Below are 16828 nucleotides of genomic sequence, written 5' to 3'. Positions count from 1 at the left end.
GAGGCGGGGTGAGTGGCCCTGTCGCCGCCGATCATGTTCTCAGCCCGCGCGGCGCGCCTCACGCGCCCACCGCCACCAACTCCCGTACCGTCGCCGCCTCGTACCGCCGCACAAGCAGCCGCGCCACCTCCGGTGCCGGGCCCAGTACGTCCGCGAGGACGTCCGCTTCGCAGGCGCCGCGGGCGATGCGGTCCGGGAGGTGGCCGGGGGCCAAGACGTAGGGGGCCACGGCCACCCGGTGGACGCCCTCGGCGCGCAGTTGCGCCACGGCGTCCTCCGTGCGGGGCAGAGATGCGGAGGCGAACGCAGGTCGCACGGCGCACCAACCGGTGTGCCGCCACTCCCGCGCGATTTCAGCGATCACTGCGATCGCCTCCGGGTCTGTGGAGCCCGCCGAGGCCAGGACGACCCCGGTCGTGGGCTTGTCGGCCGGGGTGAGCCCGGCCTGGTAGAGGCGGCGTTCGAGCGCTGCCGTCAGGAGTGGGGAGGGGCCGAGCACCTCCGCCTGGCGGATCCGCAGCCGGGCCGGGGCCTGCCGCAGGACCGCCGGGATGTCCGCCTTCGCGTGGAACGCGCGCGTCAGGAGCAGGGGGAGGGCGACCACGTCGCGCACGCCCTCCGCCGCCAGGGACTCCAGGACGCCGTTCACCGAGGGGACGTTGAAGTCCAGGAACCCCGTCTCCACGCGCAGCCCCGGCCGCAGCGCCCGTACTTCGCGTACGAGCGCGTGGACCGTCGCGGCATGGCGCGGATCGCGGCTGCCGTGAGCGATCACGAGCAGGACCGGGCGGGCGGGGCGCTGGTGCATGACGGGGTCAGCTCCTCACCAGGAGGCCGCGGCTGCGCAGGACGCGCCGCTCCAGGGGGCTGAAGATCAGCAGGTCGATGGCGATGCCGACGATCAGGATCAGGAAGATGGCGAGGAAGACCATGGACATGGAGCTGGCGTTGCGGCCGTTCTCCAGGAGCTGGCCGAGTCCGATGCCCAGGTCGGGCGACGAGGCGATGATCTCCGCGGCCATCAGCGAACGCCACGAGAACGCCCAGCCCTGCTTCAGGCCCGCGAGATAGCCGGGCAGCGCGGCCGGGAGCACGATGTGCCAGGTGTGCCGCAGGCCCGTCGCGCCGAGTGTGCGGCCGGCCCGCAGGAACAGCGGCGGCACCTGGTCGACGCCCGACACCAGGCCGTTGGCGATCGAGGGGACCGCGCCGAGCAGGATCACGGCGTACATCATCTTGTTGTCGAGGCCCAGCCAGATCACGGCCGGCGGGACCCAGGCGACCGAGGGCAGCGACTGGAGGCCGGACAGGATCGGGCCGATCGCGGACCGGATGAACCGGACCCGGGCGACGACCAGGCCGAGCGGGGTGCCGATCACGAGTGCCAGCAGGAAGCCGAGCAGGCCGCGCGACACACTCGTCCAGATGTAGTCGAGGAGCGTCCCCTGCAGCCACGCGTCGGACACCTCGCCCCACACCGCGGACGGCGAGGGCAGCTTGCTCGGGTCGTCGACGATCTTGAACGAGACCAGTCCCTGCCACACCACCAGGACCAGGAGCACCGCCGTCAGTGGCGGCAGCACCTTCTGGACCAGCGTCTGGCGCAGCGGGGTACGGGCGGTCTGGACGGTGTCCAGGGCGTCGAGCCCCGCTTCGAGGCCGGCCAGGTCCTGTGCGGCGCCCGAGTCCTTGACGGCGCCCGTGTCCTTGCCCGCGGTCGTCGTCTCAGTGCTGGCCATGGCGGCGGATCTCCCCACGCAGTTGTTCGGTGATCTCGACGGACAGTTCCGCCACGGCGGTGTCCTCGATGCGGCGCGGCTGCGGAATGCCGACCCGCCACTCGTGCGCCACCCGGCCCGGCCGCGAAGAGAGCAGCACGACCCGCTCCGCGAGACGGACCGCCTCGCGGACGTTGTGGGTGACGAACAGGACGGAGACGTTCGTCTCGCGCCAGATGCGGGTCAGCTCGTCGTGCAGCACGTCGCGCGTGATGGCGTCGAGCGCGGCGAACGGCTCGTCCATCAGCAGCAGTTGGCTGTCCTGCGCGAGCGCGCGGGCCAGCGCCACGCGCTGGCGCATGCCGCCCGACAGCTCGTGCACCCGCTTGCCGTACGCACCGTTCAGGCGGACGAGCTCCAGGAGCTCCTCCGCCCGCGTGCGGCGGTCCGCCTTCGGAACGCCGCGCAGCTTCAGGGCCAGTTCGATGTTCTTGCCCGCGGTCAGCCACGGGAAGAGGGCGTGCTCCTGGAACATCAGGGCCGGCCGGCCCTGCGTGCTGATCTCGCCGGACGAGGGCCGGTCGAGGCCCGCGACCAGATTGAGCAGCGTCGACTTCCCGCAGCCCGAGGCTCCCAGGAGGGTGACGAACTCGCCCGGAGCGACATCGAGCGTGATGTCGTCCAGGACGAGCTGCTGCCCGGCGGGCGTGGCGAAGGACTTCGAGACGTGCTCGATCCGCGCGGCGTGGCCGGTGGTCCGCGTGCCGCCGTCCGCGGCCTTGGCGAGGGTCGTTGCCATGGTCGTCACCTCCTGGGAACTCAAGCGATTACGGGCTTTGCCGACGCGGTTACTTGACGCCGAGGCCGGCGTCGGCGACCGCGCCCTTGCCCTCGGCCTTGAGGACCTTGTTCAGCGGCGCGAGGTCGTAGATGCCCTTGAGGTCGGGCTTCTCCAGCAGGCCCGCCTTCACCGCGTGCGCCGCCTCGGAGTCGAGCGTCGAGGCCAGCGGGTCGTCGGTGAACCGGATCGACTTCCAGGCCGGGTCGAGCACGTCCGCGGGCAGCGCCTTGCCGGAGTCGGCCGCCAGCTGCTTGTTGGCCGCGGCCTTCGCCTCGTCCGGGTTGGCGTTGATCCAGGAGTTCGTCTTCACCGAGCCGCGCAGCACGGCCTCGACGACGTCCGGGTGCTCCTTGAGGAACTTCTGCGACACGATGATGTTCGTGATCACGAACTTCTTGTCGGGCCACAGGTCCGACTCGTCGAGGAGGACCTTGCCGCCCTCGGCCACGAGCTTGGACGCGGTCGGCTCCGGTACCCAGGCGCCGTCGACCGAGCCGGACTTGTAGGCGTCCGGGGTGATCTTGTTGTCCGTACGGACCACGGAGACGTCGCCCTTGCCGCTGTTGGCGTCGACCTTCCAGCCCTTCTCGGCGATCCAGTTGAGGAACGCGACGTCCTGCGTGTTGCCGAGCTGCGGGGTGGCGATCTTCTTGCCCTTGACGTCGTCCAGGGACTTGATCTTCTTCGGGTTCACCACGAGCTTCACACCGCCGGACGCCGAACCGCCGATGATGCGCAGGCTCTTGCCCTGGGACTTGGTGAAGCCGTTGATCGACGGCGAGGGGCCGATCCAGCCGATGTCGATGGAGCCGCCGTTGAGCGCCTCGATCTCGGACGGGCCCGCGTTGAAGATCTGGTACTTGGCCTGTGTGCCCTGGAGCTCCTTCTGGAAGAAGCCCTTCTGGTTGCCCACGAGGGCGGTGCCGTGCGTCAGGTTGCCGAAGTAACCGATCTTCACGGTGTCGGCGGAGAGCTTCTTGCCCTTGGCGGCGACGTTCGTCTTGTCGGACGTGTCGTCCTTGGCGTCGGAGCCGTAGCCGCAGGCCGTCGCGGCGAGCGCGAGGAGCGGCAGAGCGGCGACGGCGGCGAGGCCGCGGCGCCAGGAGGCGGAGTTGGCAGGCACGGGAGGTGGTCCTCTCGTTGGCCCGGCGGTCACGCTCTCAGGGCGTGGCCGGGAGGTCGGCAGGGTTTCGTCTTCGTACGAACAGGTCGCGGGGGGTGTGGGCGCGCAGGCAGTGCGCGTACGTCATCGCGCACATCGCCCGACTCCGCCCTGGCCCGCGCCGAGGGCGCCGCTGCCGACGCGGCCGCCCTCTTTCGCGAACGTCGCATACATGTCGATGACCGTCATGACTAGAAGTCCCAGCCGTCGTCGTCCGAGGCCGGCGCGGTCTCTTCCGCGTGGGCCGCATGCGGCTTGCCGCCGAACGCCTCGCCCGCCATGCCGGCGGCGAGCGTCGTCCCGTCGGACGGGTCGATGAGGAGGAACGAACCGGTGCGGCGCGAGTCGGCGTAGTCGTCGAGCGCGACCGGCTCGGCGGTGCGGACCTTTACGCGGCCGATGTCGTTGGCGACCAGCTGCCCCGGCTCGGGGTGCTGGGACAGGTCGTCCAGGGTGAGCCGCGAGGGGATCTCCTTGACGATCGCCTTGACCGTGCGCGTCGTGTGCTTGAGCAGCACGCGCTGGCCGACGGCGAGAGGCTGGTCGGCCACGTGGCAGACCGTCGCCTCGACGTCCTGCGAGGTCGCGGGCGCGTCGCCGCTCGGCACGATCAGATCGCCGCGCGAGATGTCGATGTCGTCCTCCAGGAGGAGAGTCACCGACTGCGGCGTCCACGCCACGTCGACCGCCTTGCCCAGCAGGTCGATCCCGGAGACCTTCGACGTGCGGCCCGACGGCAGTACGGTGACGGACTCGCCGACGCGGAACGTGCCGGCCGCGATCTGGCCCGCGTAGCCGCGGTAGTCGGGGTGCTCCGCGGTCTGCGGGCGGATGACGACCTGGACGGGCAGCCGCGCGTGGCAGCTCGTCAGGTCGTGGCTGACCGGGACCGTCTCCAGGTGCTCGAGCACGGTCGGGCCGCCGTACCAGTCCATGTTCGCGGACGGCTCCACGACGTTGTCACCGGCGAGCGCGGAGATCGGGATCGCGGTGATCTCGGGAACGCCCAGGTCGGACGCGTACGCCGTGAACTCCTCGGCGATCTTCGCGAAGACGGGCTCCGCGTAGTCGACGAGGTCCATCTTGTTCACCGCGAGCACGACGTGCGGGACGCGCAGGAGCGCCGCGACGGCGGCGTGCCGGCGGGTCTGCTCGATGACGCCGTTGCGGGCGTCGACGAGGACGACGGCGAGGTCGGCGGTGGACGCGCCGGTCACCATGTTCCGGGTGTACTGCACATGGCCCGGGGTGTCGGCCAGGATGAACCGGCGCCGGGCCGTGGCGAAGTAGCGGTAGGCGACGTCGATGGTGATGCCCTGCTCGCGCTCGGCGCGCAGGCCGTCGGTGAGCAGCGCCAGGTCGGGCGTCTCCTGACCGCGGTTGCGGGACGCGTGCTCGACGGCCTCCAGCTGGTCCGTGAGGACCGACTTGGAGTCGTGGAGCAGGCGGCCCACGAGCGTGGACTTGCCGTCGTCGACGGAACCGGCGGTGGCGAACCGCAGCAGGGTGGTGGCCGACAGGTCGGCCAACTGCTCTGTGGTGGTGGTCATTTAGAAATACCCCTCGCGCTTGCGGTCTTCCATCGCGGCCTCGGACATCTTGTCGTCGGCACGGGTCGCGCCCCGCTCGGTGAGCCGGGAGGCGGCGATCTCGGCGATCACGGCGTCCAGCGTCGTCGCGTCGGAGTCGACGGCGCCGGTGCACGACATGTCGCCGACCGTGCGGTAGCGGATGAGGCGCTTCTCGACGCTCTCGCCGTCCTTGGGACCGCCCCACTCACCGGCGGTCAGCCACATGCCGGAGCGCTTGAAGACGTCCCGCTCGTGGGCGAAGTAGATCTCCGGCAGTTCGATGCCCTCGCGGGCGATGTACTGCCACACATCGAGCTCGGTCCAGTTGGACAGCGGGAAGACACGCACGTGCTCGCCGGGGGCGTGGCGGCCGTTGTAGAGCTGCCACAGCTCGGGGCGCTGGCGGCGCGGGTCCCACTGGGAGAACTCGTCGCGCAGGGAGAACACGCGTTCCTTGGCGCGCGCCTTCTCCTCGTCGCGGCGCCCGCCGCCGAAGACGGCGTCGAAGCGCTCCGTCTGGATCTTCTCCGTCAGCGGCACCGTCTGCAGCGGGTTGCGCGTCCCGTCCGGGCGCTCCTTGAGGGCGCCGCGGTCGATGTACTCCTGCACGGACGCGACGTGCAGCCGCAGACCGTGCTCGGCGACGACGCGGTCGCGGTACTCGAGGACCTCGGGGAAGTTGTGCCCGGTGTCGACGTGCAGCAGCGTGAACGGCACCGGCGCCGGCGCGAACGCCTTCAGTGCCAGGTGCAGCATGACGATGGAGTCCTTGCCGCCGGAGAAGAGGATCACCGGCCGCTCGAACTCGCCCGCGACCTCGCGGAAGATGTGCACGGCCTCGGACTCGAGGGCGTCCAGGTGCGAGAGCGCGTACGGGCTGTCGGTCTCTTCGCCTGTGGTGGGTGCGACGGTCGTCATGAGAGACCCCTCTCGGTGAGCAGCGCGTAGAGCGCCGCCGCGGACTCCTGCACGGTCTGGGTGTGCGACTCGATGCGCAGGTCGGGCGATTCGGGTGCCTCATACGGGTCGTCGACCCCGGTGAGCCCGGAGATCTCGCCCGCCGCCTGCTTCGCGTACAGGCCCTTCACGTCGCGCACGGAGCACACCTCGACGGGCGTGGCCACGTGCACCTCGAGGTAGCCGGTGCCGCCGGCCTGGTGGCGCTTGCGTACCGCCTCTCGGCTGTCCGCGAAGGGTGCGATCACCGGGACGAGCGTCAACACACCATTGCGGGCGAGGAGTTCGGCGAGGAAGCCGATGCGCTGCACGTTGGTGTCGCGGTCCGCGCGGCTGAACCCGAGGCCCGCCGAGAGGAACTCGCGGATCTCGTCGCCGTCGAGCACCTCGACGCGGCGGCCGTCAGCACGCAGCTGCTCGGCGAGCTCGTTGGCGATGGTGGTCTTGCCCGCGCTCGGCAGACCCGTGAGCCAGACGGTGGCTCCGGTCACTTGCTTCTCCAAAGTCTCTGTGGTCCCGGGCATCAGCCGTGGATCCCGCACTCGGTCTTGTTGCTTCCGGCCCAGCGGCCGGCCCGCGCGTCCTCGCCCTCGAGGAGGCGCCGCGTGCAGGGGGCGCAGCCCACGGAGCCGTAGCCGTCCATGAGGAGGGGGTTGGTCAGCACGCCGTGCTCGGCGACGTACGCCTCGACGTCGTCCTGCGTCCAGCGGGCGATCGGCGAGACCTTCACCTTGCGGCGCTTCTCGTCCCAGCCGACGACCGGGGTGTTCGCCCGCGTCGGGGACTCGTCGCGGCGCAGTCCCGTGGCCCATGCCGTGTACGAACTCAGGCCGTCCTCAAGGGGCTTGACCTTCCGCATGGCGCAGCACAGGTCGGGGTCGCGGTCGTGCAGCTTCGGCCCGAACTCGGCGTCCTGCTCGGCGACGGTCCGGCGGGGTGTGAGCGTGATGACGTTCACGTCCATCACGGCCTCGACGGCGTCCCGGGTGCCGATGGTCTCCTCGAAGTGGTAGCCGGTGTCGAGGAAGACGACGTCCACGCCGGGCCTGGCGCGCGAGGCGAGGTGGGCGACGACCGCGTCCTCCATGGAGGAGGTCACGCAGAAGCGCTTGCCGAACGTGTCGACCGCCCAGGTGAGGATCTCCAGGGCGGACGCGTCCTCCAGGTCGCGCCCGGCCCGCTCCGCGAGCTCCCGCAGGTCGGGCTCGGTCCGGTCAGGGACCTGGGTGGCCTGAGTGTTCGTCATATGTCTTCCCCTCCACCGTCGTTGCGCTGAACTCCCCGGGTCAGCAGACCGAGGAACTTCAACTGGAAGGCCCGATTGCACGCCGCGCATTCCCACGCGCCGTGACCGGTCTCGTTCGGACGCAGGTCCTCGTCACCGCAGTAGGGGCAGTAGAAGGGGGCGGCGCGCTCGCTCACGAGAGGGCCTCCTCGGACGCGCGCGCGGTCCACGTGGCGAAGCGCTCGCCGTCCTCGCGCTCCGCCTGGAAGCGCTTGAGGACCCGCTCGACGTAGTCGGGCAGTTCGGCCGCGGTGACCTTCAGGCCGCGGACCTTGCGGCCGAACCCGGCCTCGAGGCCGAGCGCGCCACCCAGGTGTACCTGGTAGCCCTCGACCTGGTTGCCGTCGGCGTCCAGCATCAGCTGGCCCTTGAGGCCGATGTCCGCGACCTGGATACGGGCGCAGGCGTTCGGGCAGCCGTTGATGTTGATGGTGAGGGGCTCGTCGAACTCCGGGACGCGGCGCTCCAGTTCGTCGATCAGCGAGGCGCCGCGCGCCTTCGTCTCGACGATGGCGAGCTTGCAGAACTCGATGCCGGTGCAGGCCATGGTGCCGCGCCGGAACGGAGACGCGTTGACCTTGAGGTCCAGCGCCTCCAGCGACGTCACCAGCGATTCGACCTGGTCCTCGGCCACGTCGAGCACGATCATCTTCTGCTCGGCGGTGGTGCGCAGCCGGCCGGAGCCGTGGGCGCCCGCGACCTCGGCGATCTTGGTGAGGGTCGTGCCGTCCACGCGGCCGACACGGGGCGCGAAGCCGACGTAGAAGAGGCCGTCCTTCTGGCGGTGCACGCCGAGGTGGTCGCGCCAGGTGCCGGCGGGCTGCTCGGGCGCGGGGCCGTCGACCAGCTTCCGCTGGAGGTACTCGTCCTCCAGGACCTGCCGGAACTTCTCGGTGCCCCAGTCGGCGAGCAGGAACTTCAGGCGGGCGCGGGTGCGCAGGCGGCGGTAGCCGTAGTCGCGGAAGATGCCGATGACGCCGCCGTACACGTCCGGCACCTCGTCGAGCGGCACCCACGCTCCGAGGCGCTGGCCCAGCTTGGGGTTGGTGGACAGGCCGCCGCCGACCCACAGGTCGAAGCCGGGGCCGTGCTCGGGGTGGTTGACGCCGACGAAGGCGATGTCGTTGATCTCGTGCGCCACGTCGAGCTGCGGGGACCCGGAGATCGCGGTCTTGAACTTGCGGGGCAGGTTCGAGAACTCGGGGTTGCCGATGAAGCGCCGCTGGATCTCGTCGATGGCGGGCGTGCCGTCGATGATCTCGTCGGCGGCGACCCCGGCGACGGGCGAGCCGAGGATGACGCGGGGCGTGTCACCGCAGGCCTCGGTGGTGGAGAGCCCGACGGCTTCGAGGCGCCGCCAGATCTCCGGAACGTCCTCGATGCGGATCCAGTGGTACTGGATGTTCTGCCGGTCGGTGATGTCGGCGGTGCCGCGCGCGAACTCCTGCGAGATCTCGCCGATGACGCGCAGCTGCTCGGTGGTGAGCCGGCCGCCGTCGATGCGGACGCGGAGCATGAAGTACTCGTCGTCCAGCTCCTCCGGCTCCAGGATCGCGGTCTTGCCGCCGTCGATCCCGGGCTTGCGCTGGGTGTAGAGCCCCCACCAGCGCATGCGGCCCCGGAGGTCATTGGGGTCGATGGAGTCGAAGCCGCGCTTCGAGTAGATCGTCTCAATGCGTGTCCGCACGTTGAGACCGTCGTCGTCCTTCTTGAACTGCTCGTTGCCGTTGAGCGGCGTGAAGTGCCCCACGGCCCACTGGCCCTCGCCGCGGTGACGGCTCACCTTGCGGCGCGGCGCGGCGGTCGTGGGCTTTTCAGGGGTGGCAGCCATGGGTGTACGTCCTTCGGGCGGGCGGAGGCTCTGACAGCTTTGACCAGCACACTTCGCGCGAGGGCGCGGCGGTGCGCAGAGTGCTGTGCGGGGAGAAAGTGCGGCGGTGCTGGTGGAGTCAGCTCACCGGACACATGGCGCTGGACATGCGGCCGAGGTCGACGTGCCGCCGACTCACCAAGGCAATTCCAGCTCGATCCATGACGGAAGCGTGTCATGGGACTTTCGGCCCAGTCCACCACTGTCCAGAAAGTGGACAAGACTGTCTCGCATCGCGGACAGGTGTGTCGCGCGTCACTGGACGCTGCGGGAATGGACCGGGGTGTGACTGCTGGAGTGTGACTGGAGGGTACGGGAAGGGGCGCCGCGGTGTCCCCCGGCGCCCCTCATGTTCTTGTCCCTCTCTTACGGCCCGGGCTACGCCCCCGGCCACGGCCCCGGCGTCGCCACCTCGGGCTCCTCCTCGACCTTCGTGTCGAAGAGGCGGAACCCGCGCCGCTCGTAGTTGGCCATCGCGTGCTCGCCGTCCTTGCTGCACGTGTGCAGCCAGACCCGCTTCGTCGGCGTGCGGTCCGGCCACCGCTCGGCCAGGTCCCAGGCGCGGGCCACTCCGTAGGAGAGGAGGTGGCCGCCGATGCGGCGGCCCCGGAAGGCGGGTATCAGGCCGAAGTAGACGACCTCGACGACGCCGTCGTCCTGCGCCTCCAGCTCGACGTAGCCGGCCGGGGTCCCCTTCTCGTACGCCACCCACGTCTCGGTGCCCGGCCGGGCCAGGACTTCCTGCCAGCGCGCGTACGTCCAGCTCAGCCGGTCGGTCCAGAGGATGTCGCCCCCGACGGACGCGTACAGGAAGCGGCTGAACTCCGGCGAGGGCACCTCGGCGCGGACGATGCGGAGGTCGCCGCCCTCGGGTGCGGCGGCCGGCCGGAGGTCGGAGGGAGCGGTCTGCTCCAGGGACCAGGTGGTCACAGCGATGTTGCTCATGCACGTCAGGCAATCACGGGCCCCGCACCCTGGCCAAAGCGGTCCGCGATACGGGAAGATCCGCCCGCGCCATGCCACCCCCCGCGCACGACGCACCCGGAGGAATGTTCATGCCCCGCAGGACAGCTCGCCGCACACCCCGCGGTCTCCTCGCCACGGCCATCACCACCGTGGCCCTCGCGACTCTCGCCGCCCCGGCCTCCGCCACGGCCGGTGCCCAGGCCGCGGACCCGCAAGGCCGGATCTTCATGGTCAACCCCGTCCAGTCGTCCGGCGACCAGACCCTCACCGACGCGAAGGACTCCGCGACCGCGGTGCCCGCCTCCGCCTACACCCTCGCCGCCCTGCGGAACCTCGACGCGAGCGGCGGCCTCTCGGGCAAGTGGGTCTCCGTGAGATCGAACACCGGCGGCGCCGCCTCGGTCGCCGGCGCCGGCGGCTACGACCGCAAGGACGACCAGTTCGAGCAGGTCATGGCCTACTTCTGGGTCAACGAGGCACAGGAGTACCTCCAGAGCCTCGGCTTCGGCGGCGAACTGCCCGGCGCCAACGACCGGCAGCAGCCGGTCCGTATCGACCAGTGGGGCGCCGACAACTCCTTCTTCACCGACAAGAAGGCCGAGATCCGCTTCGGCAAGGGCGGCGTCGACGACGCGGAGGACGCCGAGGTCATCGTCCACGAGTACGGACACGCCGTGCACAACGCGCAGGTCCCCGGGTTCGGCACCTCCGAGGAGGCCGGCTCCATCGGGGAGGCGTGGGGCGACTACCTGGCGGCGTCCGTCGGTGCCTACGCGGACGCCAAGTACGGCTGGCCGCGCAAGACCGACCTCGCCTGTGTCGCGGACTGGGACTCGGTCTCGTACACGGCCACCGCCCCGCACTGCCTGCGTCGCCTCGACACGGGCAAGACGTACGCCGACAAGGTGGGGGAGGTGCACGCGGACGGTGAGATCTGGTCCCAGGCGCTGTTCGACATCAGGGGCGCGCTCGGCGCGCGCACGGCCGACCGCGTCATCGTCGACGCGCAGTTCGGCTTCGCCCCGGACACCAGCTTCACGGACGCGGCCCTGACGACAGTCGCCACCGCGCAGAAGATGTACGGAAAGAGCGCGGCGGACGCCGTGCGCAAGGCGTTCCAGGCCCGGGGCATCCCCGGGGTGTGAGTCCGCGCGGGACCGGAGGGTGCGGGACCTGCGGATGTCCAGGAACCCCCTCCGTAAGTCCATGGAGTCGGGCCCGGCCGGGCGGCACGCTCTGAGCCGTCCCGCCGGGCGACTCCATCCCCTCCGGCACCCGCAACCACTCAACGGAGGTACGTCATGAGACGCAGCCGCGTCAGCACCGCGCTCGTCGCCCTCTGCGCCGCCGCGACCGCCGGCGTCACGGCCCTCGCGGCCGCCCCCGCCGCCACGGCCGCCTCCCCGTTCAAGTCCCGCGCCCACTACGTCGACTGCCGCAGCGGGACCGGCCCGCAGAAGGGCACGCGGGCCGCGCCTTGGCGCACGCTCGCCGCCGTCAACGCCCAGCACCTCGGCCCCGGCGACCAGGTGCTCCTCAAGCGCGGCACCCGCTGCACGGGCACGCTCACCCCGAACGGCGCGGGCGCTCCCGGCAGCCCCGTCCGCATCGCCGCCTACGGCACCGGCGCGAAGCCGGTGATCGACGGCGGGGGCGCGCCCGACACCGTCCTCCTGCGGAACACGCAGTGGATCGAGGTATCCGACCTGGAGATCACCAACGCGGCGAACCCGGGCACGAAGCGCCGCGGCGTGCGCGTCGTCCTCAGCGACTACGGCACCGGCAGGCACTACCGCCTCACGGGCCTCGACATCCACGACATCCGCGGCGACGACACCAAGGACAACGACGGCTCCGCGGGCATCCTCTTCTCCGTCACCGGGTCCGCGAAGGAGACGCACTACGACGACGTACGCGTCGAGAACAACACCCTCAGGACGGTCGACCGCGAGGGCATCTTCTTCGCGTCCAGCTGGAACCAGCGGCCCGCCATCAGCGGCTACGACCCGAACGGCCCGCACTGGGTCCCGTCCACCGGCGTCGTCGTGCGCGGCAACACACTGAACGACCTCGGTGGCGACGGCATCGTCATGACCGCCACCAAGGACGCCCTGGTCGAGCACAACACCCTGCACGGCTTCCAGCGGCGCTCGGCCGGATACAACGCGGGCATGTGGCCGTGGAACGCGGACGGCACCGTCTTCCAGTACAACGAGACGTCCGGGGGCGAGACGACCCGCGACGGCATGGCGTACGACGTCGACGAGGGCTCCTTCGGCACCGTCTTCCAGTACAACTACAGCCACGACAACGCGGGCGGGTTCTTCCTCGTCTGCAGCGCCGACGGCACCCTCGGCGACGCCGTGATCCGCTTCAACATCAGCCAGAACGACCACTTCAGGGGCATCGAGACCTGCCGCGGCTCGTTCTCCGGGGTCCGCTTCCTGCACAACACGATCTACGTAGGTGACGGCGTCAGCCAGACCGTCGTCAACGAGAACACCACCAGCCGGCACGAGATCGCCTTCGACAACAACCTCGTCGTGAAGCAGGGAGCCGGTACGGCGGCCTTCACCCTGCGCTCCGGCGGCGTCACCGCGTCCCACAACGCGCTGTACGGGATCGGGGCGGCGCCCGCGAACCCCGGCGGCACCAGCGCCGACCCGCTGCTCACCCGCCCGGGCACGGCCACGGGTTACGCGGACGCCGCGGCCGCCTACGCCCTGCGCGCCGGATCGCCCGCCCTCGGAACGGGGGCGCCGCTCGCCGACGCGGGCGCCCGCGACTTCGCGGGCAACCCGGTGGTGCCGGGAGCGGCGCCCAACATCGGTGCGTGGAACGGGAGTTCAACCTCCCGATGACGACCGGTGGGGCGCCCTGATCCCGGTCGGGGCGCCCTACGGGGCGCTGACGGGCACCGGCGCCTTCCAGCCCTGCGTGTCCGGTCCGGCCGGCGCGAGCGTCACGCCCGAGCCGGCGCGGGCGAGGGAGCGCCCGGTCGCCTGGTTCACCAGGGTCTTCTTGCCCGGGTTGTACTTCCACAGCTTGGCCGGGTCGGTGACCTTGCCGCCGGTGGCGATGTCGCCCGCGCAGTCGGTGATGCGCACGCTCTTCTTGTCGCTCGCGGTCAGGCAGTAGTCCGACGGCAGTCGGACGGTGCCGTCGGCCGCGAGGACCCAGGACTGCTCGAAGGCGCCGGGACCGTTGTCCTTGCACGCGGCGAGCGTGAGCGCCGCGCCGTCCTTGACGGCGCCCCTCGGGGCGAGGCACTTGTCGCCGGGCGCGGAGATCTCGGCGCGCTTCGAATTGCCCAGCGCCAGACGCTGGTTGGTGCTTCCGTCGGGACGCGCGTCCACGGCGGCGGCGCACGGCGGGTTGCTCTTCGTCTTGGTCACCGAGCTGACGGCCGCGTCGGCGCCGACGGCGGTGCCGGTGGGCAGGCCGAAGTGGGCGTCCGAGTAGGGCTGGTCGTAACAGGTGGCCCGCGGGTCGTTCCACTCGAAGTACTCGACCCAGTCGATCAGGCCCGTGGACTTGATGGCGGTGGCCGGCGTCTGCACGCTGCCGAGCTTGAACGACTCGCCCGTGGTCCTGTCGTGGATGGTGGCGCCGAACCAGCCGTCGCCCTCGTAGGCGACCGTGGAGGTGTAGGTGTGCCCTTCCTCCCAGTCGTGGTTCATGCGACAGCTTGAGCCCTCGCCCTCGCCGCCGAACTGGAGGCAGTAGCTGCCCTCCGAGCCGGGCTTGCGCTCGAAGCTGTCCCACACCGAGAACAGGAACGTCGGCTTGTCGCCGCCGTTGCGCTGCATCCCGATGTAGGCGCCGTTGCCGACGTTGAAGCCGAACTGGTGGCTCCAGAAGGTGTTCGCGTTGTAGCCGGGGTCCTTCTCGACGGTCGTGGACCAGGTGACCTCGCTGAGCCCGTCGGCCGCCGACGGGAACGAGTAGTAGGTGTACGTCCCCGGGGTCGTGCCGATCGTGTCGTCCGCGTTCGCCGCGGGGGCGGAGGCCAGGCCGGCTCCGGCGGCGAGGCCGAGTGCCGCGAGGAGCGGCACGGACCGCCGCTTGAGGGAACGGGTGAAGCGTCCAGTCATCGAAAACCCTGCCTGTGATGGAGGTGGATGCGTGAAGGGAGTGCGTCGGGCTGCGCCGCGCTGGAAGGTGGTCATGCGTGAAGGTGATTGAAAGCGCGTGACTTAGAGCATGATCGCGCGTGCCGGGCACATCTTGCGCCATCCGACGGCGCGGGGCAAGAGGGGGCGCGCAGGGCCGTCACAGCGCCGCGAACGCCTCGTCCACGGCCTCGCAGGTGCGCCGGATGTCGTCCTCCTCGAGCGCGGCGGAGACGAACCAGCAGGCGAGGCCGTACACGTTGACGTGGATACCGCGCACCAGCAGCTCGTGGCGGAAGCGCTCGTAGCGGTCCAGGTCGGCGGCGAACAGATCGCGGTAGTGGCGGGTCGGGGCGCCGTCCGCCGAGAACACGATCTGGAACATCGCGCCGACCCCCTGGACCGCGCACGGCACGCCGTGGTCGCGGGACGCCCGGCGGACCGCCTCCATGACGCGCCGCCCCGCCTCGTCGATCCGGCCGGCGACCGCGGGATCGGCGAGCTGGGTGACGGTCACCAGGGCGGCCGTGGCGCACAGGGGCGAACCGTTGTACGTGCCGCCCTGCTTGATCCGGTTGTCGCCGACCTGCTCCATGATCTCCCGACGGCCCGCGAACGCCGAGATGGGCAGCCCGCCGCCGAGCGCCTTGGAGTAGACAGCGAGGTCGGGCACGACCCCGAAGAGGGCCTGCGCGCCGCCGGGTCCGGTGCGGAACCCCGTACAGACCTCGTCGAAGACGAGCACGATGCCGCGCCGCGTGCACTCCGCGCGCAGGGTCTCCAGATAGCCCGGGACCGGCATCGTGCAGGCGTTGTTGGCGACGATCGGCTCGCAGACGACCGCGGCGATCCGGCCGCGGTGCGCGTCGAGGACGTCACGCAGGACCTCGGCGTCGTTCCACGGGCAGATCACCACGTCGTCGAGCACGCCCTGCGGGATCCCGCGCGAGTGCGGCTTCGCGAACGGCGCCTCGTACGGGCCGACTTCGTCCCGCGTCGACTTGCTGGACACCGCGAGCGTGTCGGTCCAGCCGTGGTAGTGGCCCTCGAACTTCACGATGAGGGAGCGCCCGGTGAAGCCGCGCGCGGCCCGTATCGCGCCCTGGACCGCCTCGGAGCCGGAGTTCGCGTAGCGCACGAGGTCGGCGCACGGCACCGACTCCCGGATCTTCTCGGCGAGTTCGATCTCCGGGACGTTGCACGTGCCGAACATGGTGCCGCTCGCCAGGACCGTCGAGAGGGCGTCGGTGAGCAGCGGGTTCGCGTGGCCGAGGACGGCGCTGCCGTAGGCGAGCAGATAGTCCACGTAGGTGTTGCCGTCCACGTCCCTGATGCGCGCACCGGAGCCGCTCTCCATGTAGAGCGGATGGGGCTCCGACCCGGTGGTGGTGATGCGGGAGGAGGAGCTGGTGCCGCCCGCGAGCGACCCTCGTGCGCGCTCGAAGAGCTCGCGGCTCTTGTGATATGCCATCAATTCCTCCTGTTTTCAAGGCGTTGACACGGGTTCAGGTGGGAGTGAGACTCCATGCCCGAGAGATCCTGAAATGTTGCAGAGGGGAAAACGGACATGGTCGAGAAGGTGGCCGTCATCACCGGCGCCGGCGTCGGAATCGGTCGGGCCTGCGCCCTCGGGCTCCTGGCGCGGGGCTGGTCGGTCGTCCTCGTGGGCCGCCGCGAGGCGCTCCTCGAAGCGACGGCCGCGGATGCGGGCGAGCACGCGGACCGCGCCGTCCCGTTCGTCGCGGACATCACCGACCCGGAGGCGGTGACGCGCCTGTTCGCCGCCGTGGGTGAGCGGTTCGGCCGCGTCGACCTGCTGTTCAACAACGCCGCCGAGACGATGCCGTACGTCCCCACGGAGGATGTCGAGGCCGACGACTGGTACCGCGTCATGGGCTCGATCGCGACCGGTACCTTCCTGTGCTCGCAGGCGGCGTTCCGGATGATGAAGGAGCAGAGCCCGCGCGGCGGCCGCATCATCAACAACGGCGCTCCGTCGGCGCATGTGCCCCGCCCGGACTCGATCGCGTTCACCGCGGCCAAGCACGCCGTCGCCGGGATGACCCGCTCGCTGTCCCTCGACGGGCGAGAGCACGGCATCGCCTGCGGGCAGATCGACATAGGCAACGTGACCCCCGCCGACCGCCCCCAGCCCGCCGTCCTCCAGGCGGACGGCAGCCGGCGCGTGGAGCCGACCATGGACATCCGCCATGTCGTCGACATGGTCGCCGCCATGGCCGAGCTCCCCGTCGACGTGAACATCCAGTCCGTCACGGTGATGCCGAGCGCGATGCCCTACGTGGGCCGCGGTTAGGGCCTCTCGTCCGCCCCGTCCGCCCCGTCCGC

At 70.8% G+C, this 16828-nt stretch carries 17 protein-coding genes; 3 read left to right on the top strand and 14 right to left on the bottom strand.

Annotation, left to right across the window (positions count from 1 at the left end; translation table 11 throughout):
* Positions 1–58: 58 nt before the first annotated feature.
* The 12 genes from OG698_RS13915 to OG698_RS13860 form a co-directional block, all read right to left on the bottom strand.
* Complete coding sequence (locus OG698_RS13915; protein ID WP_406103329.1) at positions 59–808, bottom strand: sirohydrochlorin chelatase; 750 nt, start codon at positions 806–808, stop codon at positions 59–61.
* Between the two features lie 7 nt (positions 809–815).
* Positions 816–1739, bottom strand: coding sequence for an ABC transporter permease (locus OG698_RS13910; protein WP_399967594.1), 924 nt, complete (start codon positions 1737–1739; stop codon positions 816–818).
* The gene (locus OG698_RS13905) at positions 1726–2517 is read right to left on the bottom strand and encodes an ABC transporter ATP-binding protein (RefSeq protein WP_406103328.1); all 792 of its coding nucleotides are present in this window, start codon (positions 2515–2517) and stop codon (positions 1726–1728) included. The genes OG698_RS13910 and OG698_RS13905 overlap by 14 nt, the downstream gene beginning before the upstream one ends.
* A gap of 49 nt (positions 2518–2566) precedes the next feature.
* Positions 2567–3682, bottom strand: coding sequence for an aliphatic sulfonate ABC transporter substrate-binding protein (locus tag OG698_RS13900; RefSeq protein WP_406103327.1), 1116 nt, complete (start codon positions 3680–3682; stop codon positions 2567–2569).
* A gap of 230 nt (positions 3683–3912) precedes the next feature.
* Positions 3913–5271 (bottom strand): sulfate adenylyltransferase subunit 1, encoded by a 1359-nt coding sequence (locus OG698_RS13895; RefSeq protein ID WP_399967598.1) that lies wholly within the window; start codon positions 5269–5271, stop codon positions 3913–3915.
* Positions 5272–6210, bottom strand: coding sequence for a sulfate adenylyltransferase subunit CysD (cysD, locus tag OG698_RS13890; protein WP_399967600.1), 939 nt, complete (start codon positions 6208–6210; stop codon positions 5272–5274).
* On the bottom strand, positions 6207–6773 hold the full coding sequence (gene cysC, locus OG698_RS13885) for an adenylyl-sulfate kinase (RefSeq protein WP_362899070.1): 567 nt from the start codon (positions 6771–6773) through the stop codon (positions 6207–6209). Before cysC ends, cysD begins: the two co-directional genes overlap by 4 nt.
* Positions 6773–7495, bottom strand: a complete 723-nt coding sequence (locus OG698_RS13880; RefSeq protein WP_406103326.1) for a phosphoadenylyl-sulfate reductase — start codon at positions 7493–7495, stop codon at positions 6773–6775. Before OG698_RS13880 ends, cysC begins: the two co-directional genes overlap by 1 nt.
* Positions 7492–7671 carry a hypothetical protein gene (locus OG698_RS13875; RefSeq protein ID WP_100591340.1) on the bottom strand — a complete coding sequence of 60 codons (180 nt, stop codon included), beginning with the start codon at positions 7669–7671 and terminating at the stop codon, positions 7492–7494. The genes OG698_RS13880 and OG698_RS13875 overlap by 4 nt, the downstream gene beginning before the upstream one ends.
* Complete coding sequence (locus OG698_RS13870) at positions 7668–9365, bottom strand: nitrite/sulfite reductase (RefSeq protein ID WP_399967605.1); 1698 nt, start codon at positions 9363–9365, stop codon at positions 7668–7670. The genes OG698_RS13875 and OG698_RS13870 overlap by 4 nt, the downstream gene beginning before the upstream one ends.
* A 118-nt stretch (positions 9366–9483) precedes the next feature.
* Positions 9484–9567 (bottom strand): putative leader peptide, encoded by an 84-nt coding sequence (locus tag OG698_RS13865; protein WP_324902501.1) that lies wholly within the window; start codon positions 9565–9567, stop codon positions 9484–9486.
* A 215-nt stretch (positions 9568–9782) separates the two neighbouring features.
* On the bottom strand, positions 9783–10349 hold the full coding sequence (locus tag OG698_RS13860) for a GNAT family N-acetyltransferase (RefSeq protein WP_266558600.1): 567 nt from the start codon (positions 10347–10349) through the stop codon (positions 9783–9785).
* A gap of 110 nt (positions 10350–10459) precedes the next feature.
* On the opposite strand from OG698_RS13860, the gene OG698_RS13855 reads away from it, so the two are divergent.
* Together OG698_RS13855 and OG698_RS13850 are read left to right on the top strand one after the other, a co-directional pair.
* Entirely contained in the window at positions 10460–11515 is a 1056-nt protein-coding gene (locus OG698_RS13855; protein ID WP_406103325.1) for a M36 family metallopeptidase, read from the top strand.
* 156 nt (positions 11516–11671) lie between these two features.
* Positions 11672–13231: a right-handed parallel beta-helix repeat-containing protein gene (locus OG698_RS13850; RefSeq protein WP_406103324.1), complete on the top strand. Its 1560-nt coding sequence runs from the start codon at positions 11672–11674 to the stop codon at positions 13229–13231.
* Positions 13232–13267: 36 nt separating this feature from the next.
* On the opposite strand, the gene OG698_RS13845 is transcribed toward OG698_RS13850, so the two are convergent.
* Positions 13268–14464 carry a DUF3472 domain-containing protein gene (locus OG698_RS13845; protein WP_406103323.1) on the bottom strand — a complete coding sequence of 399 codons (1197 nt, stop codon included), beginning with the start codon at positions 14462–14464 and terminating at the stop codon, positions 13268–13270.
* A 178-nt stretch (positions 14465–14642) separates the two neighbouring features.
* The gene (locus OG698_RS13840; protein ID WP_406103322.1) at positions 14643–15953 is read right to left on the bottom strand and encodes an aspartate aminotransferase family protein; all 1311 of its coding nucleotides are present in this window, start codon (positions 15951–15953) and stop codon (positions 14643–14645) included.
* A 96-nt stretch (positions 15954–16049) separates the two neighbouring features.
* Between OG698_RS13840 and OG698_RS13835 the strand changes: the two genes are divergently transcribed.
* On the top strand, positions 16050–16796 hold the full coding sequence (locus OG698_RS13835; protein ID WP_406103321.1) for an SDR family oxidoreductase: 747 nt from the start codon (positions 16050–16052) through the stop codon (positions 16794–16796).
* Positions 16797–16828: the final 32 nt, after the last annotated feature.

The organism is Streptomyces sp. NBC_01003 (assembly GCF_045162695.1).
Lineage (GTDB): Bacteria > Actinomycetota > Actinomycetes > Streptomycetales > Streptomycetaceae > Streptomyces.
The sequence above is the reverse complement of the archived record's forward strand: the minus strand, read 5'-3'. Positions and strand labels throughout refer to the sequence as shown.